The organism is Enterobacter pseudoroggenkampii (assembly GCF_026420145.1).
GTDB classification, from domain to species: domain Bacteria; phylum Pseudomonadota; class Gammaproteobacteria; order Enterobacterales; family Enterobacteriaceae; genus Enterobacter; species Enterobacter pseudoroggenkampii.
Map to the genome: position 1 here is coordinate 989,258 of NZ_JAPMLV010000001.1, position 26,777 is coordinate 1,016,034.

General features: G+C 57.2%; 26 protein-coding genes. 15 read left to right on the top strand and 11 right to left on the bottom strand.

Translation table 11 applies throughout. The features are described from left to right. Positions 1-10 precede the first annotated feature (10 nt). Genes OTG14_RS04825 through xthA form a run of 5 tightly spaced genes read right to left on the bottom strand, consistent with a single transcriptional unit; the run spans position 11 to position 4,805 of the window. Positions 11-631 carry an ATP-binding cassette domain-containing protein gene (locus OTG14_RS04825; RefSeq protein WP_267214664.1) on the bottom strand — a complete coding sequence of 207 codons (621 nt, stop codon included), beginning with the start codon at positions 629-631 and terminating at the stop codon, positions 11-13. Continuing rightward, positions 631-2,160: an ABC transporter permease family protein gene (locus tag OTG14_RS04830; protein WP_267214665.1), complete on the bottom strand. Its 1,530-nt coding sequence runs from the start codon at positions 2,158-2,160 to the stop codon at positions 631-633. Before OTG14_RS04830 ends, OTG14_RS04825 begins: the two co-directional genes overlap by 1 nt. Then, complete coding sequence (locus OTG14_RS04835; protein ID WP_425340239.1) at positions 2,133-3,293, bottom strand: ABC transporter substrate-binding protein; 1,161 nt, start codon at positions 3,291-3,293, stop codon at positions 2,133-2,135. Before OTG14_RS04835 ends, OTG14_RS04830 begins: the two co-directional genes overlap by 28 nt. A gap of 15 nt (positions 3,294-3,308) precedes the next feature. Further along, positions 3,309-3,992, bottom strand: coding sequence for a TVP38/TMEM64 family protein (locus OTG14_RS04840; protein WP_267214667.1), 684 nt, complete (start codon positions 3,990-3,992; stop codon positions 3,309-3,311). A 6-nt stretch (positions 3,993-3,998) separates the two neighbouring features. Next, complete coding sequence (gene xthA, locus OTG14_RS04845) at positions 3,999-4,805, bottom strand: exodeoxyribonuclease III (RefSeq protein ID WP_032645347.1); 807 nt, start codon at positions 4,803-4,805, stop codon at positions 3,999-4,001. 433 nt (positions 4,806-5,238) lie between these two features. Between xthA and astC the strand changes: the two genes are divergently transcribed. The 7 genes from astC (at position 5,239) to ves (ending at position 12,951) form a co-directional block, all read left to right on the top strand. Further along, on the top strand, positions 5,239-6,459 hold the full coding sequence (gene astC, locus OTG14_RS04850) for a succinylornithine/acetylornithine transaminase (RefSeq protein ID WP_048991592.1): 1,221 nt from the start codon (positions 5,239-5,241) through the stop codon (positions 6,457-6,459). Next, positions 6,456-7,490: an arginine N-succinyltransferase gene (gene astA / locus OTG14_RS04855; protein ID WP_267214668.1), complete on the top strand. Its 1,035-nt coding sequence runs from the start codon at positions 6,456-6,458 to the stop codon at positions 7,488-7,490. Before astC ends, astA begins: the two co-directional genes overlap by 4 nt. Then, positions 7,487-8,974: a succinylglutamate-semialdehyde dehydrogenase gene (astD, locus tag OTG14_RS04860; RefSeq protein WP_267214669.1), complete on the top strand. Its 1,488-nt coding sequence runs from the start codon at positions 7,487-7,489 to the stop codon at positions 8,972-8,974. Before astA ends, astD begins: the two co-directional genes overlap by 4 nt. Continuing rightward, positions 8,961-10,286 (top strand): N-succinylarginine dihydrolase, encoded by a 1,326-nt coding sequence (gene astB, locus OTG14_RS04865; protein WP_267214670.1) that lies wholly within the window; start codon positions 8,961-8,963, stop codon positions 10,284-10,286. The genes astD and astB overlap by 14 nt, the downstream gene beginning before the upstream one ends. A gap of 10 nt (positions 10,287-10,296) precedes the next feature. Next, positions 10,297-11,262 carry a succinylglutamate desuccinylase gene (gene astE / locus OTG14_RS04870; RefSeq protein WP_267214671.1) on the top strand — a complete coding sequence of 322 codons (966 nt, stop codon included), beginning with the start codon at positions 10,297-10,299 and terminating at the stop codon, positions 11,260-11,262. Between the two features lie 339 nt (positions 11,263-11,601). Beyond that, on the top strand, positions 11,602-12,096 hold the full coding sequence (spy, locus tag OTG14_RS04875) for an ATP-independent periplasmic protein-refolding chaperone Spy (RefSeq protein ID WP_024908549.1): 495 nt from the start codon (positions 11,602-11,604) through the stop codon (positions 12,094-12,096). Between the two features lie 297 nt (positions 12,097-12,393). After that, positions 12,394-12,951, top strand: coding sequence for an environmental stress-induced protein Ves (gene ves / locus OTG14_RS04880; RefSeq protein ID WP_021241069.1), 558 nt, complete (start codon positions 12,394-12,396; stop codon positions 12,949-12,951). On the opposite strand, the gene cho is transcribed toward ves, so the two are convergent. Both cho and nadE read right to left on the bottom strand, forming a co-directional pair. Further along, positions 12,929-13,807, bottom strand: a complete 879-nt coding sequence (cho, locus tag OTG14_RS04885; protein WP_248164122.1) for an excinuclease Cho — start codon at positions 13,805-13,807, stop codon at positions 12,929-12,931. The genes ves and cho overlap by 23 nt on opposite strands. A gap of 181 nt (positions 13,808-13,988) precedes the next feature. After that, the gene (gene nadE, locus OTG14_RS04890; RefSeq protein ID WP_023335358.1) at positions 13,989-14,816 is read right to left on the bottom strand and encodes an ammonia-dependent NAD(+) synthetase; all 828 of its coding nucleotides are present in this window, start codon (positions 14,814-14,816) and stop codon (positions 13,989-13,991) included. Positions 14,817-15,048: 232 nt separating this feature from the next. On the opposite strand from nadE, the gene osmE reads away from it, so the two are divergent. The 7 genes from osmE (at position 15,049) to chbG (ending at position 20,899) form a co-directional block, all read left to right on the top strand. Then, positions 15,049-15,393 carry an osmotically-inducible lipoprotein OsmE gene (gene osmE, locus OTG14_RS04895; protein WP_010430142.1) on the top strand — a complete coding sequence of 115 codons (345 nt, stop codon included), beginning with the start codon at positions 15,049-15,051 and terminating at the stop codon, positions 15,391-15,393. Between the two features lie 281 nt (positions 15,394-15,674). Continuing rightward, a complete protein-coding gene (chbB, locus tag OTG14_RS04900; protein ID WP_008500676.1) occupies positions 15,675-15,992 on the top strand; it encodes a PTS N,N'-diacetylchitobiose transporter subunit IIB in 318 nt (105 codons plus the stop codon). Between the two features lie 79 nt (positions 15,993-16,071). Continuing rightward, positions 16,072-17,430: a PTS N,N'-diacetylchitobiose transporter subunit IIC gene (chbC, locus tag OTG14_RS04905; RefSeq protein ID WP_028017210.1), complete on the top strand. Its 1,359-nt coding sequence runs from the start codon at positions 16,072-16,074 to the stop codon at positions 17,428-17,430. A 47-nt stretch (positions 17,431-17,477) separates the two neighbouring features. Continuing rightward, on the top strand, positions 17,478-17,825 hold the full coding sequence (chbA, locus tag OTG14_RS04910; RefSeq protein WP_024909443.1) for a PTS N,N'-diacetylchitobiose transporter subunit IIA: 348 nt from the start codon (positions 17,478-17,480) through the stop codon (positions 17,823-17,825). Between the two features lie 29 nt (positions 17,826-17,854). Continuing rightward, positions 17,855-18,673: a transcriptional regulator ChbR gene (chbR, locus tag OTG14_RS04915; protein WP_024909442.1), complete on the top strand. Its 819-nt coding sequence runs from the start codon at positions 17,855-17,857 to the stop codon at positions 18,671-18,673. A 109-nt stretch (positions 18,674-18,782) separates the two neighbouring features. Beyond that, complete coding sequence (locus OTG14_RS04920; RefSeq protein WP_024909441.1) at positions 18,783-20,138, top strand: 6-phospho-beta-glucosidase; 1,356 nt, start codon at positions 18,783-18,785, stop codon at positions 20,136-20,138. 11 nt (positions 20,139-20,149) lie between these two features. Next, positions 20,150-20,899 carry a chitin disaccharide deacetylase gene (chbG, locus tag OTG14_RS04925; protein WP_267214672.1) on the top strand — a complete coding sequence of 250 codons (750 nt, stop codon included), beginning with the start codon at positions 20,150-20,152 and terminating at the stop codon, positions 20,897-20,899. 129 nt (positions 20,900-21,028) lie between these two features. On the opposite strand, the gene katE is transcribed toward chbG, so the two are convergent. After that, on the bottom strand, positions 21,029-23,278 hold the full coding sequence (gene katE, locus OTG14_RS04930) for a catalase HPII (protein WP_267214673.1): 2,250 nt from the start codon (positions 23,276-23,278) through the stop codon (positions 21,029-21,031). A gap of 156 nt (positions 23,279-23,434) precedes the next feature. Between katE and cedA the strand changes: the two genes are divergently transcribed. Continuing rightward, positions 23,435-23,722: a cell division activator CedA gene (cedA, locus tag OTG14_RS04935; RefSeq protein WP_370884122.1), complete on the top strand. Its 288-nt coding sequence runs from the start codon at positions 23,435-23,437 to the stop codon at positions 23,720-23,722. 48 nt (positions 23,723-23,770) lie between these two features. On the opposite strand, the gene OTG14_RS04940 is transcribed toward cedA, so the two are convergent. The 3 genes from OTG14_RS04940 to hxpB form a co-directional block, all read right to left on the bottom strand. After that, complete coding sequence (locus tag OTG14_RS04940) at positions 23,771-25,162, bottom strand: L-cystine transporter (protein WP_267214674.1); 1,392 nt, start codon at positions 25,160-25,162, stop codon at positions 23,771-23,773. Positions 25,163-25,289: 127 nt separating this feature from the next. Further along, entirely contained in the window at positions 25,290-25,880 is a 591-nt protein-coding gene (locus tag OTG14_RS04945; protein WP_014883483.1) for a metal-dependent hydrolase, read from the bottom strand. Between the two features lie 101 nt (positions 25,881-25,981). Beyond that, a complete protein-coding gene (hxpB, locus tag OTG14_RS04950; RefSeq protein ID WP_048991584.1) occupies positions 25,982-26,653 on the bottom strand; it encodes a hexitol phosphatase HxpB in 672 nt (223 codons plus the stop codon). Positions 26,654-26,777: the final 124 nt, after the last annotated feature.

Sequence of the window (26,777 nt, forward strand, 5' to 3'; positions counted from 1 at the left end):
CGTTAGCACATTATTGCCAGCGAGAAATCTCAATCAGCTCGCCGCCGGGCGGAATATCGTCTTCATCGTGCGTGACCAGCACCACCGGAATATTGCGCGCGCGGACGGTATCAAACACCCATGCCCGAAATGAGGCCCGCAACGCTTTATCGAGGCGGCTGAACGGTTCGTCCAGCAGCAGCGCCTGCGGCTCCGCGAGCAGGGCCCGCAGCAGGCTGACCCGGGCGCGCTCCCCGCCGGAAAGAGTGGCCGGATCGCTGGCGTAATGACCGCTCAGCCCGGCGGAATCCAGCGCCTGTTCGACCACTTCCCGACGCGCGCGCCCGGCGATCCGTTCAGGCAGCGCCAGCAGCAAATTTTGCCCGACGCTGAACGGGTCGAACAGCAGCGCGTCCTGAAAGAGAATACCCAGCCCGCGGGACTCCACGGGAAGTCCGTCGCAGCGACGCGCGTCCAGCCACAGTTCGCCCCGTGCCTGGAAATCGTCTGACAGCGCGCCGACCATCCACGCAAATAGGGTCGATTTTCCGCTGCCGGACGGCCCCATCAGGGTGACGATCTCCCCGCGGGGCACGCAAAAACTGACCTCGCGGAAAAGCGGTTCGATGGTGAGATCTTTTACCTTCAGCATTATCGTAATCCTTGACGGTAGCGGCCCGCGAGCCGGGATAACAGGGCGGCAAGACCAAACACCGTGCCCGTGACCAGCAGTAATCCCAGCGCCCGGTTAGCGAGAATCGGGATGCTGCCTCCGCTGCTGAGCGCGACGGTTTCGGTGGTCAGCGTGGCGAAACGCCCCGCGCCCAGCCACAGCGTCGGCATGTATTGTGCCATGCTGACGGAAAAGCCGGTGGCAAAGGCCAGCAGCGCAGGGCGCACCAGCAGGGGGCATTTCAGCAGCAAGAATATTTTTTCCCGTCGCCAGCCGAGCGTTCTGGCGGTAAGAACAAGTCGGGGATCGATCCGCCGCCAGGCGGGTTGCAGCACCAGCAGCGTCCATGGTAATACCCACAGGAGGTGGCTCCAGAGTACGGCGGCGTAGCGCCCGTCGAGTCCCAGATGCAGCGCAATGGCATACTGGCCGGTGACGAGCGGCAGCGCCGGAAGGGCGAGCGGTAACCATACCCACAGTGTGCCGCGCTGCGGGCCCCATTCCAGCCAGAGAACGCTGATGAGCAGGGCGATCAGGCTCGAAAGCAGCCCGAAGGAAAGGCTGGTCCCCACGGGACCTACGTCGTCCCGCTGCGCCAGCATCAGCAGCACCGCGGCGCACAGGATGCCACACGCGGGCAGAAAGCCGCTGAGTGTACGTACAGGCAGAACGCGCTCAGACCTGCGACGTGTCCCGCTGAGGTCAGGAACCCTGCGGCGCCATGCCTTCCATAAACCGTACCCAAGTGCGGCAAGCGCGGCTAGCAGCACGAGGAGTAGCAGGCACAGCAGCGTCCCTTTTGCCTGCTGCTGCGCGTCGCCCTGGCTCAGCCACTGCCAGGCCAGCACGGCCAGGGTAGGCGGGTTTCCGGGCCCGAGCACGATCGCCACGTCCACGACCGACAGCGACCACGCCAGCACCGCCAGCATCACCGCGCCGAGAACGGGCGCAATCGCCGGAAGGATCAGCCAGCTGAGCGTCTGAAAACGCCCATAGCCAAAGGTTTGCAGGACGGTCTTCTGCAGTGCGAGCCGTTTTTCCGGCAGGACGGCGTAAATGGCCCACAGGACAAACGTACTCTCTTTGACCGCGAGCGTCAGGCCCAGACCGACGCCGTAGCGGTCAAACGGCGGAGAACAGACGGTGCAGATCTGATAATACAGACCGCCCTCGGCAAACAGCAGTAACGCGCCGGTGGCGAACGCCACATGGGGGATCGCGAGTAGCCACGGCAGGCGGGTCGTGAGACGTCGCCAGCTCTTACCAGGCCACAGAAGGCTGACGAGGAAAAGGGCAATCAGCAACGCCCCCAGCGTGGCGATGAGCGTTGAGACCAGCGTGGCGACGGTCGCCTGAGGTAGCTGCGGATCGTTCAGCAGCCACAGCCAGTTTGTCACCGAAAACGCCGGGGCAAGCAGCATGGCGCCGGCGGGCAGGATCGGCAGATAAATCACCGCCATCGCCAGCCAGACAAGCCCGCTCAGCGGGTGCCGTAACGACGCAGCCATTCCTGCTCCAGCGCGTTCACCCAGGCGGACTGCGGCTCTGCAAGCACCTTCGGCAGCCCCTGCGGCGTGTGGGCGAGCAGTTGTTTCGCTTCACCTTCGGGCATCGTTTTCGCATCCAGTACGCTTGGGTCTCCCCATATGGCCGGGTCGGCCTTGCGGATTTGCGCCCGCGGTGACAGCAGGAAATTAGCGACCACTTTCGCCCCCGCGCTCGCGCTGGCATTGGCCGGAATCGCCACAAAATGGACGTTGCCGAGCATCCCGCCCTGGAAACCAAAGCTGTAGCTGTCGGCGGGCAGTTCGCTGCTCGCCACTTTCTGCTGCACATGGGCCGGGTTAAAGGTCAGCGACAGGTTCAGGCTGCCACTGGCAAGCAGGGCATCCATCCGTGCAGGTGAAGGGGGGAAGTCTTTGCCTTCGCGCCACAGCAGCGGGTGCAGCTTATCGAGGTAGGCCCAGAGCGGCGCGGTAACGAGGTCAAACGTTTCATCGGGTGCTTTTTGTAAAGCCTCAGGGCGATCGGTGAGCGTCAGAAGCAGCTGCTCAAGAAATGCCGTGCCGGTAAAATCGGGCGGGCGAGGATAGCTTATCTTGCCGGGGTGCTGCTGCGCGTAAGCCAGCAGCGCCTGAGGATCCTCCGGCGGCGTCGGCATGCTGGCTTTGCGGGCGATAAAGGTCAGCTGCGCACCGCCCCAAGGGGATTCCGCGCCGTCTGTAGGAATCGCAAAATCCTCCGTAACGGGCTTGCGGGTATCGATATAGCGCCAGTTTGGCAGCGTCTGCGCCCATCCGGTTTGCAGCAGGTTCGCTTCTTTTAACGTGCGGAAGTTTTCGCCGTTAACCCACAGCAGGTCAACCGAGCCGTTGGCCTTACGCCCCGCGGCGGCTTCGGTCTGAATACGTTTTACCGCGTCGGCGGCATCCGCCAGCGGGACGATTTTGAGGGTAATGGCATAGTGCGTTTGCATCTCACCGCTTACCCACTCAAGGTAGCGGTTGACCGCCGGATCGCCGCCCCAGGCGTTAAACCAGACGGTCTGGCCTTTGGCCTGTTGTTGGATAGCGTGCCAGCTTTCGGCGGCAGAGAGGGGGGCTGCCAGCAGCAGACCGGTCAGAAACGCGCAAAAACGCACACGGCGCATAATGCCTCACTTTTTAGCAGACGGGAGATAACGGGAAAACAGCCGGCGGGTGACCAGCGGTAATAACCCCAGTAGTGTAAAGGCGAATATCATGCCCGGCGACAAAATATCGCGCAGCGAGGTCACTTTTCCCAGCTCGCGCCCGGCGTTCAGAAAGATAATCGTGGCGGGCAGCATGGCGACCTGGCTGACCCACCAGTAGCGAAATACGCCAATCCGGGTCAGCCCCATCAGCAAATTCACCAGAAAAAACGGGAACAGCGGCATCAGGCGCAGGGCAAAAAGATAGCCCGCGCCGTCATGCGACATACCGGCGTTCACCGTTTTCATCTGCTGAGCAAACCGCCGCTGGACCCCGTCGCGCAGCAGATAACGACTGGCGAGCATGGCCAGCGTGGCCCCGAGCGTGGAGGCGAACGAGACCAGCGCGGTGCCTTCCCACAGGGGAAATAACGCCCCGCCCAGCAGGGTGAGGATCGCCGCGCCGGGTATCGACAGGGCGGAGACCGCGACATAGAGCGCAAAAAAGATCAGCGCGCTGCGCAGCGGCGCGTGGTCGACATGGGAAAGTAACGCCTGCTGGTGAGTTTTAATCCCTTCCAGGGAGAGGGTTCCCGGGGGAAGCATGACAAACGTCAGAATAAATGCGCCCAGAAGGGCGCACAGGAAAGCGATTTTTCGAATGTTCACGCGTCATTACAGCTTGAATTTAGCCCACACCGGCGCGTGGTCGGACGGTTTTTCCATGCTGCGGATATCGTAGTCGATCCCGGTTTCGATGCAGCGCTCGGCCAGCGGCGAACTGGCCAGCAGCAGGTCTATACGCAGGCCACGGTTGTCGTCAAAGCCTTTTGAGCGGTAGTCAAACCAGGAGAAGCGATCCTGCGTTTCCGGGTTGGCATTGCGGAAGGTATCCACCAGGCCCCAGCCCAGCAGGCGCTCCATCCACTCACGCTCTTCCGGCAGGAAGGAGCATTTGCCGGTACGCAGCCAGCGTTTGCGGTTCTCTTCGCCAATACCGATATCGAGATCCGTCGGGCTAATGTTCATGTCGCCCATGATCAGCACCGGATTCTCTTTTTTGAGTTCAGTTGTCAGGAAGTCCTGCAGATCCTGATAAAACTTCGCTTTGGCCGGGAATTTGGTTTCATGGTCACGGCTTTCACCCTGCGGGAAATACCCGTTAATGACCGTGATATTCCCGAGCGCAGAAGGCACTTCCGCCATGATGATGCGACGCTGCGCTTCTTCACCGTCGCCAGGGAAGCCGCGACGCACGGAAACCGGCGGCGCTTTGGTGAGCAGCGCGACCCCATAGTGTCCTTTCTGACCGTGATAGAAGACGTTGTAGCCGAGTTTCGCCACCTCTTCGAGGGGGAACATGTCGTCGTGAACCTTTGTCTCCTGCAGGCCGATCACATCTGGCTGATGTTGCTCAACGATAGCTTCAAGCTGATGAGGGCGGGCACGCAGGCCGTTGATATTAAAAGAGACAAATTTCATAGTCGCTGCCAGTGCAAGGTGAATAGTGCATGGATGGTAGCAGAATTTGCGTCAACTGTTACCGGGTTCGACCAATAACTGCGACAGATAATGCCGGTGGTGCAATATTTGCACCATTCTGACGCGCTTCGCCCCCAAACAGGGCGTAAATGACCGATAAATTTCGCGAGCGATCACAATTCCAGAATTATATTTGGCCTGTGCATACTCTTTCTGATTTTCATGCGGCAAAGCGCCGCTTGTCGTAAAAATATTCACTTATTATGCACTAACAGTGAATAACTCCATGTCGTAACTTGTTGATATTCTGTTACCTCAACCCGTTTATGCATTTTTATCGCTGGCTGGCACGAAGGCTGCAATCTACATTCACAGTGCAAACACTCAATTATTTAACATTCAAATAACCTTTTATTTACCGGATGAGGTCGCTATGTCTCTGTCAATTACGCGTGAAAATTTCGATGAATGGATGATGCCGGTTTACGCTCCGGCGGCTTTTATTCCGGTTCGTGGGGAAGGCTCGCGCCTGTGGGATCAGCAGGGTAAAGAGTACATCGACTTTGCAGGTGGGATTGCGGTCAACGCGCTGGGTCATGCGCACCCGGCGCTGCGTCAGGCGCTGAACGACCAGGCGGCGAAGTTCTGGCATACCGGCAACGGCTTTACCAACGAGCCTGCGCTGCGCCTGGCCAAAAAACTGATCGACGCGACGTTCGCCGAAAAAGTCTTTTTCTGTAACTCGGGGGCGGAAGCCAACGAGGCGGCGCTGAAGCTGGCGCGCAAATATGCGCACGATAAATTTGGTACCCACAAGAGCGGCATCGTGGCGTTTAAAAATGCCTTCCACGGGCGCACGCTCTTTACCGTCAGCGCGGGCGGTCAGCCTTCCTACTCGCAGGATTTCGCACCGCTGCCGCCGGATATTCGTCACGGCATCTATAACGATCTGCAGTCCGCCAGCGAGTTGATTAACGACACCACCTGCGCGGTGATCGTCGAGCCGATGCAGGGCGAAGGCGGCGTGCTTCCGGCGCAAAAAGCCTTCCTGCAGGGGCTGCGCGAGCTGTGCGATCGTCACGATGCGGTCCTGATTTTCGACGAAGTGCAGACCGGCGTGGGCCGCACCGGCGAGCTGTATGCCTATATGCACTACGGCGTGACGCCGGACGTGCTTTCGACCGCCAAAGCGCTGGGCGGCGGCTTCCCGATTGGGGCGATGCTGACCACAGATAAATTCGCCAGCGTAATGACCGTGGGCACCCACGGCACCACCTACGGCGGCAACCCGCTGGCTACCGCCGTTGCCGGACAGGTTCTCGATATCATTAACACCCCTGAGGTGCTGAAAGGCGTTAAGCAGCGTCACGACTGGTTTGTCGAGCGTCTGAATGCCATCAACAGCAAAACGGGACTGTTTAAAGAAATTCGCGGTCTGGGGCTGTTAATCGGCTGCGAACTCACCGCTGAGTTTGCCGGGAAAGCTAAACTTATTTCACAGGAAGCGGCAAAAGTGGGCGTGATGGTGCTGATTGCCGGTGCCAACGTGGTGCGTTTTGCGCCTGCGCTGATCGTCAGTGAAGAAGAGGTGCAAACCGGTCTGGACCGTTTTGCGCTGGCGTGTGAAAAAGTGAAATCCGGGGTGTCATCATGATGGTCATCCGTCCCGTTGAGCTCGGCGATCTCGCCGGGCTCATGCAGCTTGCCGGTAAGACGGGAGGCGGGCTGACCTCGCTTCCTGCCGATGAAAAAACGCTGTCGGCGCGCATCGAGCGCGCCCTGCAAACCTGGCAGGGGACGTTGCCAAAAAGCGAGCAGGGGTATGTGTTCGTGCTGGAAGACACCGACACGGGAACCGTGGCCGGGATCTGCGCCATTGAAGTGGCCGTCGGGCTTAACGACCCGTGGTACAACTACCGCGTCGGCACTATGGTTCACGCCTCGAAAGAGCTGAACGTCTATAACGCGCTGCCCACGCTGTTTCTCTGTAATGACCACACCGGCGCCAGCGAGCTGTGCACGCTGTTTCTCGATCCGGCGTGGCGCAAAGAGGGCAACGGCTATCTGCTCTCCAAATCTCGCTTTATGTTTATGGCCGCCTTCCGCGATCGCTTTAACGAAAAAGTGGTCGCAGAGATGCGCGGCGTGATCGACGACACCGGCTACTCGCCGTTCTGGGAGAGCCTGGGCGAGCGCTTCTTCTCGATGGAGTTCAGCCGGGCGGACTACCTGTGCGGTACCGGCCAGAAAGCTTTTATTGCCGAGCTGATGCCGAAGCATCCTATCTATACCCATTTCCTCAGCCCGGAAGCGCAGGCGGTGATCGGCGAAGTGCATCCGCAAACCGCCCCCGCCCGCGCGGTGCTGGAGAAAGAAGGCTTCCGCTACCGCAACTATGTCGACATCTTTGACGGCGGGCCTACGCTTGAGTGCGATATCGACCGCGTGCGCGCAATCCGTAAAAGCCGGCTGGTTGAGGTCTCTGAAGGCCAGCCCGCGCCGGGCGACTGGCCCGCATGCCTGGTGGCGAACGAAAATTACGCCAACTTCCGCGCCATGCTGGTGCGAACCAACCCGAAATGTGAACGTCTGGTGCTGACGGCTGCTGAGCTCGATGCCCTGAAATGTAACGCCGGCGATAAGGTTCGCCTGGTGCGTCTCTGCCCTGAGGAGAAAACAGCATGACATTATGGATTAACGGTGACTGGGTCACGGGCGAAGGCGAACAGCGCGTAAAGACCAATCCGGTTGGAAAAGAGGTGCTCTGGAAGGGGCATGACGCCAGCGCCGCGCAGGTAGAACAGGCCTGCCATGCCGCTCGCCGTGCGTTTCCGGCGTGGGCAAAACAGCCTTTCGCCGTGCGCCAGGCAATTGTTGAAAAGTTTGCCGGGCTGCTGGAGGCAAACAAGGCTGAACTGACGCGCATCATCGCGTCTGAAACCAGTAAACCATGCTGGGAAGCGGCAACCGAAGTGACGGCGATGATCAATAAAATCGCCATTTCGGTCAAGGCGTACCATACCCGTACCGGCGAACAGCATACCGACATGCCGGACGGCGCGGCCACGCTGCGCCACCGTCCGCACGGCGTGCTGGCGGTGTTTGGTCCGTACAACTTCCCAGGGCATCTGCCGAATGGCCACATTGTTCCCGCGCTGCTGGCGGGCAATACCGTTATTTTCAAACCGAGCGAGCTCACGCCATTAACCGGCGAGGCGGTGGTTAAGCTGTGGGAACAGGCCGGACTGCCGCCGGGCGTGCTGAACCTCGTGCAGGGCGGACGTGAAACCGGCCAGGCGCTGAGCGCGCTGAACGATATCGACGGCCTGCTGTTTACCGGCAGCGCCGGGACGGGCTATCAGCTGCACCGCCAGTTGGCGGGGCAGCCGGAAAAAATTCTGGCGCTGGAGATGGGCGGCAACAACCCGCTGATTGTGGAAGACCCGGATGATATCGACGCCGCGGTGCACCTGACGATTCAGTCCGCCTTTATTACCGCCGGACAGCGCTGCACCTGCGCCCGCCGCCTGCTGGTGAAGCGGGGCGCGCAGGGGGATGCCTTCCTGAAGCGTCTGGTAGAAGTGAGCGCGCGTCTGGTGCCTGCCGCGTGGAATGCCGATCCGCAGCCGTTTATCGGCGGGCTGATTTCCGAACAGGCCGCGCTGAACGTGCTGAAGGCCTGGCAGGACCACGTTGCGCGCGGCGCGAAAACCCTGCTCGAGCCGAAGCAGGTTCAGCCGGGTACCTCGCTGCTGACGCCGGGCATCGTTGAGATGAGCGGCGCGAGCAACGTGCCGGATGAAGAGGTCTTTGGCCCGCTGCTGTGCGTCTGGCGCTATGACGACTTCGATGCGGCCATTGCGATGGCGAATAACACCCGCTACGGCCTGTCGAGCGGGCTGATTTCACCGCATCGCGAGAAGTTTGAACAACTGCTGCTGGAAGCGCGCGCCGGGATTGTGAACTGGAATAAACCGCTGACCGGGGCCGCGAGCACCGCGCCGTTCGGCGGCGTGGGCGCGTCGGGCAACCATCGCGCCAGCGCGTGGTATGCCGCTGATTACTGTGCGTGGCCGATGGCGAGCCTGGAAACCCCGGCGCTGACGCTGCCGGAGACGCTGAATCCGGGGCTGGACTTTACCGGAGGGGACCGTCATGAAAGCGCGTGAAGTTAACTTTGACGGGCTGGTGGGGCTGACGCACCACTATGCCGGGCTCTCTTTTGGTAATGAAGCCTCGACGAAGCACCGCTTTCAGGTCTCGAACCCGAAGCTGGCGGCGAAGCAGGGGCTGCTAAAAATGAAGGCGCTGGCGGATGCCGGTTTCCCGCAGGCGGTGATCCCGCCGCAGGAGCGTCCGAACGTGGCGGTGCTGCGTCAGCTCGGCTTTAGCGGCACCGATGAGCAGGTGGTTGAAAAAGCGGGTACGCAGACGCCGCACCTGCTCTCGGCGGCAAGTTCGGCCTCCTCTATGTGGGTGGCCAACGCCGCGACCGTCGCGCCGTCAGCCGATACGCTGGATGGCAAAGTTCATCTGACGGTGGCGAACCTGAACAATAAATTCCACCGCGCCACCGAAGCGGAAACCACCGAGCGCGTGCTGCGCGCCATTTTCAACCATGACGCCCATTTCGCGGTGCATCAGGCCCTGCCGCAGGTGGCGATGTTTGGCGACGAAGGCGCGGCCAACCATAACCGCCTGGGGGGCGATTATGGCGACCCGGGCCTGCAGCTGTTTATCTACGGGCGAGAAGAGGGGGGCCACGCCGCGCCAACCCGTTATCCTGCGCGTCAGACGCTGGCGGCCAGCCAGGCGGTTGCCCGCCTGAACCAGGTCAATCCTTCCCAGGTGATTTTTGCCCAGCAAAACCCGCATGTGATCGATCAGGGCGTGTTCCACAACGACGTGATTGCCGTTTCCAACCGCCAGGTGCTGTTCTGCCACGAGCAGGCGTTTGCCCATCAGGAGAAGCTGCTCGCCACGCTGCATGAGCGCGTGCGCGGCTTCACGCCAATTCAGGTGCCAACGGAGGCGGTGAGTGTGCAGGATGCGGTCGAAACGTATCTGTTCAATAGCCAGCTGCTGTGCCGCGATGACGGCAGCATGATGCTGGTCCTGCCGCAGGAGTCCCGGGATCATCAGGGCGTGTGGCGTTACCTGACCGAGCTGGTGAAGGCCGATAACCCGATTGACGAACTGCGCGTGTTTGATCTGCGCGAAAGCATGGCTAACGGCGGTGGCCCAGCCTGTTTACGTCTGCGCGTGGTCTTGACCCAGGACGAAATGCAGGCGGTTAACCCGGCGGTCATGATGAACGATACGCTCTTTACCCGTCTGAATGACTGGGTCGATCGCTACTATCGCGATCGGCTAACGCAGGCGGATCTGGTTGACCCGCAGCTTCTGCGTGAAGGACGCGAGGCGCTGGACGCGTTATCGACAATCCTGCAGCTGGGATCGGTTTACCCGTTCCAGCGCTAAAGGAGTGGATATGGAAAATTTACTGGCGCTGACCCTGGCCGATGAGACGCCGGAACAGAAAGAGGGGGACGGCCCCTCATTTCGCTGGCGGTGGCTGGGGCGCGGGGTGCTTGAGCTGACGCCGACCGCAAAAAGCGATCTCTCGCTGCTGCTTTCAACGGGCATTCACGGGAATGAAACGGCACCCGTTGAGATTGTCGATCTGCTGCTGCGCGCGCTGTATCGCAATGAAATTGCCCTGACGTGCCGCGTGCTGGTGGTGCTGGGCAATCCCCCTGCGCTGGCGCAAAACAAACGGTACCTGGTCAGCGACATTAACCGCATGTTCGGCGGGCGCTGGTCGCAGTTTCCGCAGAGTGACGAAACGGCGCGGGCAGCGTGGCTGGAGAGCGTCGTGACCGCGTTTTTTGCCGCTGCGGGGCCCGTGCGCTGGCATCTGGATCTGCATACGGCCATCCGCGCGTCTTACCATGTTCGCTTTGGCGTTCTGCCGCAGCGCAATCAGCCGTGGGAGGAAGATTTCCTGAGCTGGCTGGGAGACGCCGGGCTGGAGGCGCTGGTCTTTCACCAGTCGCCTGGCGGAACCTTTACGCACTTCACCTGTGAGAACTTTGGTGCGTTGTCCTGTACGCTGGAGCTGGGGAAAGCGCTGCCGTTTGGCCAGAACGATCTCACCCGCTTTGCGCCTACGCATCTCGCCCTTCGGGCGCTGCTGGGAGGAAAGGCTCCCGAGCACGCGCATCAGCCCGTTGAGCGGTACCGGGTTGTACAGCAGATCACACGCCGCAGCGATGCCTTCCTGCTGCATATGGCCGCGCATACTCTGAACTTCACCCCGTTCCGCAAAGGGGCGCTGCTGGCTGAGGATGGCGAGGAGCGTTACGAGGTGCAGAAAACCACCGAGTATGTTTTATTCCCTAACCCCACCGTCGCGTTTGGCCTGCGGGCCGGGCTGATGCTGGAAAAAATATCCTGAACCTTTCCCCTCTCATCATTCGGGAGGGGGAGGTAAAAAAACTTTTCTTAACGATTAACGCGCTTGCGCTTGTTTTGCAGAATATTCCTGGTGAATTGCTTTATTATTCACCTTCACTCCGTTATAATTCTGCTAAATCGCTTTAAAATCATCGTATTGAATATTTTTTGTTGCAACTCTCCACGCTTTATCCTTATTTCCTCCACATTTGGCGAAAATTTGTTTTTTATACTTTCATTGTTTTACCGTTGCTCTGACTAATTGACGATAAACCCCGTAAAGTTAATCTCGTCAACACGGCATAGCGCCGAAGAATAACTGAAAGAAAGGAAATAAATTATGCGTAAGTTTACTGCACTGTTTGTTGCTTCTACCCTGGCTCTGGGCGCTACCAGCATGGCGTTCGCCGCAGATACTGCGACCACCACCACTGCCGCGCCTGCTGAAGGCAAAATGATGATGCATCATAAAGGTCCGGGTATGCACAACGAGATGATGATGTTTAAGGATCTCAACCTGACGGATGCGCAGAAGCAGCAGATCCGCGACATCAGAAAAGGTGAACGCGACCAGATGAAACGTCCTCCGCTTGAAGAGCGTCGTGCGATGCATGACATCATCGCCAGCGACAGCTTCGACAAGGCGAAAGCCGAAGCGCAGATCGACAAAATGGCCGCGCAGCACAAAGCCCGCATGCTGGCTCACATGGAAACTCAGAACAAGATCTACAACATTCTGACCCCGGAACAGAAAAAACAATTTAATGCGAATTTTGAGAAGCGTCTGACAGAACGTCCGGCGATGGAAGGTAAAATGCCAGCACCAACCGAATAATCGGTTCACACTCTTAAGACCGCCGGGATCCTGTCCACAAAAGCGCAATCGCTGTGGACAGGACCGGCGGTTTTTCTTTCCTGCCCTCTTGCCTGCCGCCGCCAGCGCGGTATCCTCCTGTAGTCGCTTCAGAGAATGTTCGTAGAGTCATGGCGTTAGCATTTTTATTAACGTTGCGCTAAGGCCTGCCCGCTCTGCTGCCGATACTGTTTCTGTGAATACCCAACGATAACAATCAAGACAGCAACGATAGCGATATCCTTGCCCTGGCACGGGTTGTGCCATTCAGGAGTGGTGATGGAGTTCTTTGATATCCGTAAGATGCCGGTCAGCCTCTGGCGCAATGGTGCTGGCGAAACGCGTGAGATTTGCTGCTTCCCTCCCGCGACGAGGGATTTTCACTGGCGTGCCAGTATCGCGACTATCGCCAGCAACGGCGAATTCTCCTCGTTTCCCGGCGTCGATCGGGTGATTACCTTGCTGGAAGGCGGGGAGGTGACCCTGGATGCCGGTCAGGCGTTCTTCCATACCCTGAAGCACCATCAGCCCTATAGCTTTGCCGGCGACCTGCCGGTGAAAGCGCTGCTGTCCGATGGGCGGATGGCGATGGACTTCAACATCATGACCCGTCGCGACTGCTGCCGAGCGAAGGTGCGCGTGGCTGACCGTACCTTTACCACCTTTGGCACACGCGGGGGCGTGGTGTTTGTGTTAAGCGGGGCGTGGCAACTGGGTGATAAATTGCTGACGGCCGATCAGGGCGCCAGCTGGGAGGAGGGTACCCATACGCTGCGTCTGCTGGAGGCTCAGGGTACCTTATTGTTCAGCGAAATCACATGGCTGCCAGGCCATTGAGTTCAATGATCTCAAACTTACCGGCCAGGACCGGTTTACAGAGAATTTTGTAGCCATCGTGGTCAAATCCGGCGGGCGTGCGCAGCAGGGTTGCCGCGTCGTTGATGTTGTCGACAGCGCCCAGCCAGAGCCAGTTGTTGACGATGTGATACTGGGTCATTGCCTCGCCCACCTCTTTGAGCGCAACGGCGCTTTCCCAGGGCCAGCACTTCACGCTAATGGCCCCCAGACCGGAGAGGAGCCGTGCGTGGTGCGCCTCAACGCTCTCTTTCCCGCAGCAGGCACCGGCGCAGCGTTTCAGCGCGGATCGAAAACAGGCGCGTCCGCGGGTGGTCGCCTCCAGGCCTAAAAGGCTGTAGCAAAGCTGGAGCTCGTCCGCGAGCGTCTGCAGCGCCTGAAGTGCGGCTCGTTTATTGGCGAACAGCCCGTAGAGATTCGGGGCATGAGAAAAATCAACGTCGCGCGCGTAGACGACCTGCGGCTTGCCCTCGTTGATCTGCAGGGAGCAGAGCTGACGGTTGCGGCGCAGGCGCTTGTTGAACAGCGGTTGTTGTTCTTTTATCAACCGCGCCTCCAGCAACAGCGCGCCCATTTCTCCAGCCGTCTGGAACCAGGTAATGCGTCGCGACTGGCGCAGCATGGCGGCTTCGTCCGGCGTACGCAGATGGGATAATACCCGACTGCGAATGTTAACGCTCTTGCCGATGTAGAGCGGCAGGGTGTCGCTTTCGCCGTGAAAGATGTACACGCCCGGCTGTTTAGGCAATGCTTCAAGCCAGGGGCGAAGGTGCTCGGGATATTCGTAGATAGCCGCCGCTTCAAACTCAAGACGCGGGGCGGATTGACGCCTGCTCACATACTGCTCCATATACTGTTCAGGTATACAGTGTAGCAGGAGTGTGGTGGTTAAAAAAGAGCCGGGTGGCGGCGACGCCTTACCCGGCCAGGACGTGCGGCCTGATGCCCTCACCCCAACCCTCTCCCACGGGAGAGGGCGCAAACACTAAAAACGGTAACCTGGGGTTACCGTTTTGCTTTTATTTCTTCCAGAAGTCGTCAAACACCGTAATTGGCGTGTGGCGCTTGTGCTCGGTTTTCAGATACCAGCCTTCGATGATTTTCGCGGTACCTTCATCCAGCTTTTTGCCTTCCAGATAATCATCAATGTTGTCATAGGTGACGCCAAGGGCCGCTTCATCCGGCAGGGAAGGGCGATCGTCTTCAAGGTCCGCTGTCGGCGCTTTCTTATACAGATGCTCAGGACAGCCCAGCGCGGCCAGCAGCTGCTTACCCTGACGCTTGTTCAGACGGAAGATAGGGTTAATGTCGGTGCCGCCGTCGCCGTATTTGGTGAAGAAACCGGTGATCGCTTCTGCCGCATGGTCGGTGCCGACGACGACGCCTTTGGTCATCCCGGCGATGCTGTACTGCGCTTTCATGCGCTCGCGGGCTTTTTCGTTGCCGCGAACAAAATCGCTCAGCTCAATGCCCGCTTCGCGTAACGCCTGCTCGCTAGCCAGCACCGAACCCTTAATATTCACTGTCAGCACGCGGTCAGGCTGAATGAAGGTAATGGCATCCTGGCAATCCTGCTCGTCCGCCTGCACGCCATAAGGAAGACGCACCGCGATAAACTGCAGCGTCTCATCGCCCGTCTCTTCGCGAAGCTCTGAAATCGCCATCTGGCAGAGTTTACCGGTCAGGGTAGAGTCCTGGCCGCCACTGATGCCCAGCACCAGGGATTTCAGGAAAGCGTTCTTTTTTAAGTACGATTTTAAAAAATCCACGCTGCGGCGGATCTCTTCATGTGCATCTACCGTGGGCTTCGCGCCCAGTGCCTGAATAATCTCTTGTTGCAGAGCCATCACGCCCTCCATATGCAGTACATAAACAGAATGTGTTAGCTGTTAAAACTAACCCTTTGGGCGAGAAACGACAAGGATCACAGTTTCGAGTGCGCTAATTTGCGCCGATTTAGCAGGTTATCGTTGTTTTATTAGAATTTTCCGAAATTCGTCTGGCGTAACTCACAAAGTTGAACAATAGTACTTTTTATCCCATGCTTATATAACACGCTGATAAACAAGAGGACGGAATATGAACAAGAACGTAGCAGGAATTCTTAGCGCAGCGGCGGTACTGACTATGCTGGCAGGGTGTACGGCTTACGATCGAACCAAGGATCAGTTTACGCAGCCCGTAGTAAAAGACGTTAAAAAAGGGATGACCCGTTCGCAGGTGGCCGCGATTGCCGGTAAACCTTCTTCTGAAGTGACCATGATTCATGCGAAAGGGACCTGCCAGACCTATATCCTGGGTCAACGTGATGGTAAGGCAGAAACCTACTTTGTCGCGCTGGATGATACCGGTCATGTGATCAACTCCGGCTATCAGACCTGTGCTGAATACGACACCGATCCGCAGGCACCTAAGGCGCAATAACCCTCCTTGCCTGAGGATGTTAACAAACCGGCCCAGGGGCCGGTTTTTTTATGCATACGTAAATCTTATTTCTTTGCGCGAATTATTTGCCCGAAATGTGAAGGGAGTCAACAAACCAGGTCAATGAGAGACAATTTTAGTCTATCCAGAATTATCCCCTGTCTGTACCATTGCGTATACTCACTCCAACGATAAACAACAGTACGCAAGCTACCTGTCTGCCGGGACAGCGAGTCGAGTGATAGCGCGATGGCAGGTAGTCATAAAAGAGGGAAAACACGATGGAAAAGAAACATATCTACCTGTTCTGCTCAGCGGGCATGTCAACCTCGCTTCTGGTGTCAAAGATGCGTGCGCAGGCTGAAAAGTATGAAGTCCCTGTGGTGATTGAAGCGTTTCCAGAGACGCTGGCGGGCGAAAAAGGCCAGACAGCCGATGTCGTTTTACTGGGGCCGCAAATTGCCTATATGTTGCCCGAAATTCAACGACTGTTACCGAATAAACCGGTCGAAGTGATCGACTCGGGGCTGTACGGCAAGATTGATGGTTTAGGTGTTCTTAAAGCTGCTGTGGCAGCCATTAAAAAAGCTGCTAATTAATTTTTATTTTTCCCGTCAAAGAGTTATTTCACACACAATACGCCGTAACATGCGTTACGGCATTTAAGGGTATTTTCCTATGAGTAAAGTCATCGCTTCACTTGAAAAGGTACTCCTTCCTTTTGCTGTTAAAATAGGAAAGCAGCCTCACGTTAATGCCATCAAAAACGGCTTTATTAAATTAATGCCGCTGACGCTGGCCGGGGCCATGTTCGTTTTAATTAACAACGTTTTTCTGAGCTTTGGTGAAGGTTCCTTCTTTTATTCATTAGGAATTCGGTTAGACGCTTCCACTATTGAAACCCTTAATGGTTTTAAAGCCATCGGCGGCAACGTCTATAACGGTACGTTGGGGATTATGTCGCTGATGGCGCCTTTCTTTATTGGGATGGCACTGGCAGAAGAGCGTAAAGTCGATCCGCTGGCCGCCGGGTTATTATCCGTCGCCGCTTTCATGACCGTGACGCCATACAGCGTGGGTGAAGCCTATGCCGTCGGCGCCAACTGGCTGGGTGGGGCCAACATTATCTCCGGTATTGTTATCGGCCTGGTGGTGGCAGAAATGTTCACCTTTATTATCCGTCGCAACTGGGTTATCCGCCTGCCGGATAGCGTACCGGCTTCCGTTTCCCGTTCATTTTCCGCGTTGATTCCGGGCTTCATTATTCTCTCTATCATGGGGATTATCGCCTGGGCGCTCTCCCACTGGGGCACAAACTTCCACCAGATCATCATGGACTCTATCTCTACGCCGCTGGCGTCGATGGGTGGCGTGGTCGGTTGGGCGTATGTGATTTTCACCTCTCTGCTGTGGTTCTTTGGCGTGCATGGTTCACTGGCACTGGCCGCGCTGGACAGCGGGATTATGACCCCCTGGGCACTGGAAAACGTTGCGCTTTACCAGCAGTACGGCTCCGTTGACGCGGCGCTGGCAGCCGGTAAAACCTTCCATGTGTGGGCGAAGCCGATGCTTGACTCCTATATCTTCCTGGGCGGTACCGGGGCGACCTTGGGTCTGATCATCGCGGTCTTTATTGTCTCTCGTCGTGCTGATTACCGTCAGGTCGCGAAGCTGGCGCTGCCATCAGGCATCTTCCAGATTAACGAACCGATTCTGTTCGGTCTGCCAATCATCATGAACCCGGTAATGTTCATTCCGTTCATCCTGATTCAGCCGCTGCTGGCCGCTATCACTCTGACGGCGTATTACATGGGCATCATTCCACCGATTACCAACATTGCACCGTGGACCATGCCAGCAGGTCTGGGCGCCTTCTTCAACACCAACGGCAGCGTCGCAGCCTTCCTGCTGGCGATATTCAACCTCGGGATTGCCACCCTGCTGTACATGCCATTCGTGGCGATTGCCAACAAAGCCGCCACCATCATTGATGAAGAAGAGAGCGAAGAGGATATTGCCCTCTCACTGAAATTCTAAGATTGACCGGCGCGGGGAAGCCCGCGCCAGCCACAAGGAGCTTAAACATGTTAGATTTGGATAGTATTGTCGCAGACGAAGCCGCCGAGAACGATCTTGAAGAAGTGGTGATGGGGCTTATCATCAACTCCGGACAGGCCCGCAGCCTGGCCTATGCCGCACTGAAGCAGGCCAAGCAGGGGGATTTCGCCGCCGCGAAAACCATGATGGAGCAGTCCCGCACGGCGCTGAATGAAGCGCACCTGGTGCAGACAAAGCTGATTGAAAGCGATCAGGGCGAAGGGAAGATGAAGGTCAGCCTGGTGCTGGTCCACGCGCAGGATCACCTGATGACCTCGATGCTGGCGCGTGAGCTGGTGGCGGAGCTCATTGAGCTTCACGAGAAGATGCAGTAAGTCAGACTGAGTAGCAGGAGGTCAGCACGATGGAAATTAAAACCGCACTTGAACAGCAATTGTTTAATGGCAAAAATTTTCATGTGGTTATCTACAACAAAACGGAGAGCGCCAGTGGTCTGCACCAGCATGACTACTACGAGTTCACGATTGTTCTGACCGGTCGCTACTACCAGGAGATCAACGGTAAGCGCGTCCTGCTTGAGCGAGGGGATTTTGTCTTCCTGCCGATGGGGTCTTATCACCAGAGCTTTTACGAATTTGGTGCCACCCGCATTCTGAACGTGGGCGTCAGCAGACGTTTCTTCGAGAAGCACTATCTGCCGCTGGTGCCGTTCTGCTTCGTTGCCTCCCAGGTCTATCGGGTCAAAAACGAGTTCATGACCTGGATTGAGACGGTTATCGCTTCGCTTAACTTCCGCGACAATGAATTTGATGAGTTTATTGAAACGGTGACCTTCTATGTGATGAACCGGCTGCGCCATCATCGTGAAGAGCAGCAGGTGACGGATGATATTCCGCAATGGCTGCGTGGCACCGTTGAGCTGATGCACGATAAAGGCCAGTTCAGCGAAAATGCGCTGGAAAATATGGTGTCGCTGTCGGGCAAATCCCAGGAATATCTGACCCGTGCAACGCAGCGCTATTATCGTAAAACGCCCGTGCAAATTATTAATGAAATCCGCATTAACTTTGCCAAAAAACAGCTGGAAATTACCAACTATTCTGTCACCGATATTGCGTACGAGTCAGGATACAGCAGTCCCAGTCTGTTTATTAAGACCTTTAAAAAATTGACGTCATTCACACCGAACAGTTACCGGAAGAATTTAACGGTAATGAATTAACTTTCGGCGGATTATCCGCCACAAATATTGCTTTAATGGCTTGCCCAAATAGCGGGAAGAGTACGCTATACCTTGCAGGCGATTAACCTGATACGCTAAGGGAGATATTATGCAGAAGAAATTAAAAGTCGTAACCATTGGTGGCGGCAGCAGCTATACCCCGGAATTACTTGAAGGTTTCCTGAAACGTTATCATGAATTACCGGTCAGCGAATTATGGCTGGTGGACGTTGAGGAAGGTCAGGAGAAGCTGAATATTATTTTCGACCTGTGCAAGCGCATGGTGGAAAAAGCGGGCGTGCCTTTGACCGTGCATAAAACCCTGGACCGTCGTCTGGCGCTGAAAGATGCGGATTTCGTCACCACCCAGCTGCGCGTTGGCCAGCTGAAGGCGCGCGAGCTGGACGAGCGTATTCCGCTGAGCCACGGCTATCTGGGGCAGGAGACCAACGGCGCAGGTGGCCTGTTTAAAGGTCTTCGTACCATCCCGGTCATTTTCGACATCGTCAAAGACGTGCAGGAGATCTGCCCGAACGCGTGGGTGATTAACTTCACCAACCCGGCCGGGATGGTCACTGAAGCGGTCTATCGTCATACCGGCTTCAAACGTTTTATCGGCGTCTGCAACATTCCGATCGGCATGAAGATGTTTATCCGCGACGTGCTGGCGCTGACCGACAGCGACGATCTCTCCATCGATCTGTTCGGCCTGAATCACATGGTGTTTATTAAAGATGTCATCGTGAACGGAAAATCGCGCTTTGCCGAGCTCCTCGACGGCGTGGCTTCCGGTCGCCTGACGGCGGCATCCGTGAAAAACATCTTTGACCTGCCGTTCAGCGAAGGGCTGATCCGCTCGCTGAATCTGCTGCCGTGCTCGTACCTGCTTTACTACTTCAAGCAGAAAGAGATGCTGGCCATCGAAATGGGCGAGTACTATAAGGGCGGCGCGCGCGCGCAGATCGTTCAGAAGGTCGAGAAGCAGCTGTTCGATTTGTATAAAGACCCGAACCTGAACGTCAAACCGAAAGAACTGGAGCAGCGCGGCGGGGCCTACTACTCCGATGCGGCGTGTGAAGTGATCAACGCCATCTACAACGACAAGCAGGCGGAACACTATGTCAACGTGCCACACCACGGCCATATCGACAATATCCCGGCGGACTGGGCCGTCGAGATGACCTGCATCCTGGGGCGCGAGGGCGCTAAACCGCATCCTCGCATCACCCACTTCGATGACAAGGTCATGGGCCTGATCCACACCATTAAGGGCTTTGAAGTGGCGGCAAGCAACGCGGCGCTGAGCGGCGAGCTCAATGACGTGCTGCTGGCGCTGAACCTCAGCCCGCTGGTGCATTCAGACCGCGATGCGGAACAGCTGGCCAGCGAGATGATCCTGGCGCATGAAAAATGGTTGCCGAATTTTGCCGCCACGATCGAGAAGCTGAAGTTCAAACACCACTAAGAGGACGCACAATGGAAAACCTGCTGATCGTTAATGCTGATGATTTTGGTCTCTCGAAAGGCCAGAACTACGGCATTATTGAAGCCTGTCGCCGGGGGGTTGTGACCTCTACCACGGCACTGGTGAATGGTGAGGCGGTTGAACACGCGGCGCAGCTGAGCCGCGAGGTGCCGGCGCTGGGCGTCGGCATGCATTTTGTGCTGACGCTCGGGATGCCGCTTTCGCCAATGCCGGGCCTGACGCGCGAGGGCCAGCTTGGAAAGTGGATTTGGGAACTGGCGGAGCAGGATGCTCTGCCGCTCGAAGAGATTGCCCGCGAGCTGGACTGTCAGTTCAACCGCTTCGTTGATGTGTTTGGTCAGGCGCCGACGCATATCGACAGCCATCACCACGTGCATATGATCCCGGCGATTTTCCCGATTGTCGCCGGGTTTGCCCAGCGCAAAGGCGTGGCGATGCGCGTGGATAGGGAGGCGCGCGGCGTGCCCGACTGCGACGTGACAACCACTGAGGGGTTCAGCAGCGCATTTTACGGCGACGAGATCGACGAAGCGCTGTTCCTGAAGGTGCTGGACGATTCCGCCGCGCGGGGGGAAAAGTCGGTAGAAGTGATGGCGCATCCGGCTTTTGTCGATAACACCGTGCGGAAAAGCGCCTACTGCTGGCCGCGCCTGGCGGAGCTGGACGTGCTGACGTCGGCGTCGCTGAAGTATGCGATTGCCGAGCGCGGGTATCGTCTGGGGACGTTTGGGGATCTGTGAGAAATTCCCCCTCACCCTAACCCTCTCCCCAAAGGGGCGAGGGGACTGTGCGGTGCGATCTGTAATGCCAGCACAGGTCTGCATTTCTCCCTCTCCCTTTCAGGGAGAGGGCCGGGGTGAGGGTATTTTTTACGCCGGGATCTGATCAATCTTGCTGCTGCGCGACCAGACGCGGTGTGCGGCGAGCAAATCAAACAGCTTCGTCATAAAGGCATCGTCAACGTTATCTCCCTCGACAATCCCGTCCTCACCCTGATCGGCCACCTTCAGCTGCGCTTTGAACTGTCGCGCGTCGCCGGACAGCGCGATCGGTTTCAGGTGCTTATAGGCTTCCAGCAGATAATACACGGCGTCCCCGTTGGTCAGCAGGCTGGCAATATCCCCGCACGGCACGATCACCGCATCGACGGTCAGCGATGGCGCACCGGCAAAGGTTGCGGCCACCGGCAGCACAGAGCCATCGTCAGCCGTCACTTCACCCATGCGGGAATAGAGCAGTTTGGCATGCACGCCCTGGGTTTTCAGCGCCTGCATAATCCCCAGCACGTCGCTGGCGCGGGTTTTGTCATTCAGCAGAATGGCGACCACGCGGCCTTTAATCGAGCCGCCCGGCACGGCATACAGGCTCAGCGACGGATCTTTCTTCACGCCGTTAACCTCTTTCGGCGGAGCAAGGTTACGCTGCTCATCGGTCAGCGTAATGCCCAGGTTATCCGCGACGCTCTGGGCAAGCTGAATATCAATATGTGCCAGCTGATCGACCACCCGCTCGCGGATGTAGGTACGCACCACTTTACTCAGCTCAAAGCTGAAGCCACCGATGATGTGCTGTTGCTCAATCGGCGTCTGGCTGTTCCAGAACAGGCGAGGGTGGGCGTAATACTCACCGAACGAGGGGCTGCGCTCGCGAATTTTATTGCCATCGATACGCTCCTGATACGATTCGAATCCACCGCGTTTCGGTCCGGGAGGCGTTTCACGCGGCCAGTTATCGTTAATGGAGTTCGGCTCATAGTTCGCCGGGTTGGTATCAATATCCTGACGGTGCATCCCGTCGCGCTGGAAATTGTGATACGGGCAGGTTGGGCGGTTAATCGGGATTTCGTGGAAGTTCGGCCCGCCCAGACGGCTGATCTGCGTATCGGTATAGGAGAACAGGCGTCCCTGCAGGAGCGGATCGTTGGTGAAGTCCAGCCCCGGCACGATATGCCCCGGGTGGAACGCGGCCTGCTCGTTTTCGGCAAAGAAATTATCCGGGTTGCGGTTGAGCACCATTTTACCCACCAGCTGCACCGGCACCAGCTCTTCCGGGATCAGCTTCGTCGGGTCCAGAAGGTCGAAATCGAACTTAAATTCGTCCTCTTCCGGTATGAGTTGCAGGCCCAGTTCGTATTCCGGGAAGTCGCCCGCTTCAATGGATTCCCACAGCTCGCGGCGATGGAAGTCCGGATCGCGTCCCGTCAGCTTTTGCGCCTCGTCCCATACCAGCGAGGCTTTACCCGCGACAGGCTTCCAGTGGAAGCGGACAAACGTGGCTTTCCCCTCGGCATTGATCAGACGGAAGGTATGGATACCAAACCCTTCCATGGTACGGTAGCTGCGCGGAATCCCGCGGTCTGACATCGCCCACATCACGTTGTGTAAGGTTTCAGGCTGCAGGGAAACATAGTCCCAGAAGGTGTCGTGCGCACTTTGTCCCTGCGGTATGGCCCAGTGGGGCTCCGGTTTTACCGCATGGACAAAGTCAGGAAATTTATGCGCGTCCTGAATGAAAAACACCGGCGTGTTATTGCCGACCAGATCGAAAATACCCTCTTCGGTATAAAACTTGGTGGCAAAGCCGCGGATATCCCGGACGGTATCTGCCGACCCCGCGCCGCCCTGCACGGTGGAGAAACGCACAAACACCGGGGTAATTTTATCCGGGTCGGAGAGGAAATCCGCTTTGGTGATCGCTTTCAGACTCTTATAGGGCTGGAAGTAGCCGTGCGCAGCGGAACCGCGTGCGTGGACGATGCGTTCCGGTATCCGCTCGTGGTCAAAATGGGTGATTTTTTCCCGCAGGATAAAGTCTTCCAGCAGGGTTGGCCCGCGCGCGCCTGCGCGAAGGGAGTTCTGATCGTCAGCAATACGCACGCCCTGATTGGTGGTGAGCGCAAAACCCTCGCCGCCTTTACGGTGTGGCTCAAGAGATTTCAGCTTCTCGTTTCCCGCGTCCGGCGATTTCATGCTTCCCGGTGCGGTAGGCTGTTCGCCTGGTGCGGAGGGGCCAGGGGAGGGGCGGTGAGAGCCGTCTGCAGGGGCGAGAGAGTCCATACCCGGTTGAGATTCTTCAGTGCCATGAATCGGTGATTGATGTGTTTTATCTTTGTTCGACATTGCACGCTTCTCCTTTATCCATTGCTAAAAACCCTATTAAGGATAGAACAATGTCGCGACATGGTTCGCGAACTAAGAGTTTTCACATGCCGTGATTAGCGAAAGGAGCCATCTCACCCACTCGGAGCGCGACGGAAGGCAGCAGGATCGGCTATCATAGAATTTTCCTGCTTCAAGAATTTTGCTTTAGTGAATCCGTCGCTTATGAAACCTCTTCGTCAACAAAACCGCCAGGTTATTAGCTATGTGCCCCGCGTTGAGCCCGCGCCGCCTGACCATGCCCTGAAAGTGGAGGGCTTTCGTGATGTCTGGCTGCTGCGGGGGAAATACGTGGCCTTTGTGCTGATCGGCGAACATTTCCGTCGCTCTCCCACGTTTACGGTGCCGGAGTCCGCACAGCGGTGGGCGATGCAGATCCGCCAGGATGAAGAGGTTGAAGAATAACAGCCATAAAAAAACCGCCTGATGGCGGTTTTTTTATTTCTACCGTGATTAACGGTGCGCCAGCTCGGCGTCGTCTTCACTTTCCAGAATCGTTTTGTCGGTCTGCTTCAGCCACTGGCTGGTCAGCGTACCGGCGGTCATGGAGCCGCTCACGTTCAGCGCGGTACGACCCATGTCGATCAGCGGCTCAACGGAGATCAGCAGGGCGACCAGCGTTACGGGCAGACCCAGCGCAGGCAGCACAATCAGCGCGGCGAAGGTTGCGCCACCGCCAACACCCGCAACGCCTGCGGAGCTTACGGTAACAATCCCGACCAGCGTGGCGATCCATACCGGATCCAGCGGGTTGATACCCACCGTCGGCGCGACCATCACGGCCAGCATCGCCGGGTACAGACCCGCACAGCCGTTCTGACCAATGGTGGCACCAAAGGAGGCAGAGAAGCTGGCGATGGATTCAGGCACGCCCAGACGACGGGTTTGCGCTTCAACGTTCAGCGGAATAGACGCGGCGCTGGAACGGCTGGTGAAGGCAAAGGTCAGTACCGGCCAGACTTTACGGAAGTATTTCAGCGGGCTGACGCCGTTCACGCCCAGCAGGATGCCGTGCACCACGAACATAATGCCCAGGCCCAGATAAGAGGCGACAACGAAGCTGCCCAGCTTAATGATGTCCTGCAGGTTAGAGCCGGCAACCACTTTGGTCATCAGCGCCAGCACGCCGTAAGGGGTGAGCTGCATAACCAGACGAACCAGCTTCATCACCCAGCTTTGCAGGGTGTCAATCGCGGTCAGAACGCGTTCGCCTTTTGGCGCGTCGTCTTTCAGCAGCTTCAGCGCCGCGACGCCCAGGAACGCGGCGAAAATAACCACGCTGATGATCGAGGTTGGGCTCGCACCGGTCAGGTCAGCAAACGGGTTCTTCGGAATGAAGGAGAGCACCATCTGCGGCACGGTCAGGTCAGCTACTTTACCCACATAGTTGGTCTGAATTGCGGTAAGACGTGCCGTTTCAGCGGTACCCTGAACCAGACCTTCTGCGGTCAGGCCAAACAGGTTGGTGACCAGCACACCCACCAGCGCGGCAATCAGCGTGGTGAACAGCAGCGTACCAATGGTCAGGAAACTGATTTTTCCTAGCTGAGTGGCGTTATGCAGGCGGGCCACGGCGCTCAGAATAGAGGCGAACACCAGCGGCATAACGATCATCTGCAGCAGCTGGACATAGCCGTTACCGACAATGTTGAACCACTGAATGGAATCTTTCAGAACTGGATTATCGGAGCCATAAATTGCCTGTAATGCCAGACCAAATACGACACCCATGGCCAGACCAACCAGCACCTTTTTCGCCAGGCTCCACTGTTTGTGGCGCGCCTGCGCGAGAAGCAATAGCAATATAACGAACACAACGACGTTCGCGATGAGTGGAAAATTCATCCCCGTTCTCCTGATTTATTATTGGGTCGGTTTTTACCGATCCTGTTGGCGGAAGGTTAGCAGAAGTGTGATGTAGCGCTTATATCCAAATGGAATGGGTTATGACAAATGGGATAATTTTGTCGGTTTACTGTTCAATCTGGTGATGAATAAAGCGATTAAACTGAAATTGCAGCGAATTAATCATCTGGGATGACCAGCGAACTGCACTGTTTTCGGGCAAGGTTTGCGGCATCCAGACGGCGTAAGCAAACAGCGCCATGCACAATACCCGCTCAAGCTGGTTACCTTTCTGCGGTGCGAGGATGGGAAAACGGAAACGCCAGCGGCAGGGCCATAGCAGCGGCACGCCCGCAGGCGTCAGCATATCGGCCAGAATATGGCTTAAATAGCCCAGCACCATCCCCTGGATGGCATCGGCGGGGACTATCCAGCTTTCAGGCACTTTTAAATAGAACAGCGTCAGCAGGCCAAACACGGCCAGCAGGCTGTGCGTAAATCCCCGGTGGCCGAACGCGCGTGCGATGGGTTTCGACACCCATTTCAGACGCTGTCCGAGGAAGGATTTAGGGTGGTCGATGTCGGGCAGCAGACAGGTCAATACGGCGGAAGGGACAATATGCCACCAGTCCCCCTGTGCCAGCACGGGGGTAAGTTCAGCGTTTTTGGCAAATACTGCGCACGCAATAGAAAAAAGCAGGTGGCCTTCCGCCGTCATGATAAAACCCACGAAACTGTCAATTCATACAGTATAGGGTTTTTATACAGTAGGCGGAAGAGGTGACGGTGTAACTGTTTGTCACAAACCGAAGGAGGGCGTTAACCGCCCTGCAGATGATGCGCCGTCAGTTCTTCCAGTGAATTAAGCTTCACGTCGGCAAGCGCAAACCGGGGGTCGTGACGGCCTTCTTCAGCGGGCACCACAATGGAGCGCATCCGCGCAGCCTTCGACGCCACCATACCGTTAACGGAATCTTCCAGCGCAACGCAGTTGAGGGGATCCAGGCCGAGCTTAGCGGCACAGTCCAGATAGACCTGCGGGTGCGGCTTGCTGTAAGGCAATTTTTCAGCGGACGCCAGCGCGTCAAAACTGTCGCGCAGTTCAAACATCGTGAGCACTTTTTCCAGCATATGCAGCGGTGAAGCGGAAGCCAGGCCAACCTTCAGCCCCTGGGCTTTACACAGCGCGACAGCCTCACGTACGCCGGGCAGCAGCGGCCGGCTCTCTTCCACCAGAGAAATGGCGCGGCTGATAATGCGTGCGGTCACCTCATTGCGATCGGGACCCACCCACGGCTGTTGGGCAAACCACAGGTCAACCACCATATCGATGCGCAGGCCCAGCGTATCGGGTAGTTCATTACGGCGGCTGATATCGACGCCCAGACTGGCCATCACATCCAGTTCGGCGCGATCCCACAGCGGTTCGGAATCGATCAGTAATCCATCCATGTCAAAAATTGCGGCAAGAATTTGGCGCGGTGTCGACATCACAACGTCTCCTTATCCAGGGTGTTCGACAGACGATACGTGCTAAGCACAATCTGCAATTTAGCATATTGCTTTTAAAGAGCGGGCGAAATTGATGACCAGCAGGTAGACTTAGGCACAAATA

Bases quoted from the DNA above. Each gene is read 5' to 3' on its own strand.
- OTG14_RS04825 (WP_267214664.1), bottom strand. From the start codon at position 631: ATGCTGAAGGTAAAAGATCTCACCATCGAACCGCTTTTCCGCGAGGTC.
- OTG14_RS04830 (WP_267214665.1), bottom strand. From the start codon at position 2,160: ATGGCTGCGTCGTTACGGCACCCGCTGAGCGGGCTTGTCTGGCTGGCG.
- xthA (WP_032645347.1), bottom strand. From the start codon at position 4,805: ATGAAATTTGTCTCTTTTAATATCAACGGCCTGCGTGCCCGCCCTCAT.
- astC (WP_048991592.1), top strand. From the start codon at position 5,239: ATGTCTCTGTCAATTACGCGTGAAAATTTCGATGAATGGATGATGCCG.
- astA (WP_267214668.1), top strand. From the start codon at position 6,456: ATGATGGTCATCCGTCCCGTTGAGCTCGGCGATCTCGCCGGGCTCATG.
- astD (WP_267214669.1), top strand. From the start codon at position 7,487: ATGACATTATGGATTAACGGTGACTGGGTCACGGGCGAAGGCGAACAG.
- astB (WP_267214670.1), top strand. From the start codon at position 8,961: ATGAAAGCGCGTGAAGTTAACTTTGACGGGCTGGTGGGGCTGACGCAC.
- astE (WP_267214671.1), top strand. From the start codon at position 10,297: ATGGAAAATTTACTGGCGCTGACCCTGGCCGATGAGACGCCGGAACAG.
- spy (WP_024908549.1), top strand. From the start codon at position 11,602: ATGCGTAAGTTTACTGCACTGTTTGTTGCTTCTACCCTGGCTCTGGGC.
- ves (WP_021241069.1), top strand. From the start codon at position 12,394: ATGGAGTTCTTTGATATCCGTAAGATGCCGGTCAGCCTCTGGCGCAAT.
- nadE (WP_023335358.1), bottom strand. From the start codon at position 14,816: ATGGCTCTGCAACAAGAGATTATTCAGGCACTGGGCGCGAAGCCCACG.
- osmE (WP_010430142.1), top strand. From the start codon at position 15,049: ATGAACAAGAACGTAGCAGGAATTCTTAGCGCAGCGGCGGTACTGACT.
- chbB (WP_008500676.1), top strand. From the start codon at position 15,675: ATGGAAAAGAAACATATCTACCTGTTCTGCTCAGCGGGCATGTCAACC.
- chbC (WP_028017210.1), top strand. From the start codon at position 16,072: ATGAGTAAAGTCATCGCTTCACTTGAAAAGGTACTCCTTCCTTTTGCT.
- chbA (WP_024909443.1), top strand. From the start codon at position 17,478: ATGTTAGATTTGGATAGTATTGTCGCAGACGAAGCCGCCGAGAACGAT.
- chbR (WP_024909442.1), top strand. From the start codon at position 17,855: ATGGAAATTAAAACCGCACTTGAACAGCAATTGTTTAATGGCAAAAAT.
- OTG14_RS04920 (WP_024909441.1), top strand. From the start codon at position 18,783: ATGCAGAAGAAATTAAAAGTCGTAACCATTGGTGGCGGCAGCAGCTAT.
- chbG (WP_267214672.1), top strand. From the start codon at position 20,150: ATGGAAAACCTGCTGATCGTTAATGCTGATGATTTTGGTCTCTCGAAA.
- katE (WP_267214673.1), bottom strand. From the start codon at position 23,278: ATGTCGAACAAAGATAAAACACATCAATCACCGATTCATGGCACTGAA.
- OTG14_RS04940 (WP_267214674.1), bottom strand. From the start codon at position 25,162: ATGAATTTTCCACTCATCGCGAACGTCGTTGTGTTCGTTATATTGCTA.
- OTG14_RS04945 (WP_014883483.1), bottom strand. From the start codon at position 25,880: ATGACGGCGGAAGGCCACCTGCTTTTTTCTATTGCGTGCGCAGTATTT.
- hxpB (WP_048991584.1), bottom strand. From the start codon at position 26,653: ATGTCGACACCGCGCCAAATTCTTGCCGCAATTTTTGACATGGATGGA.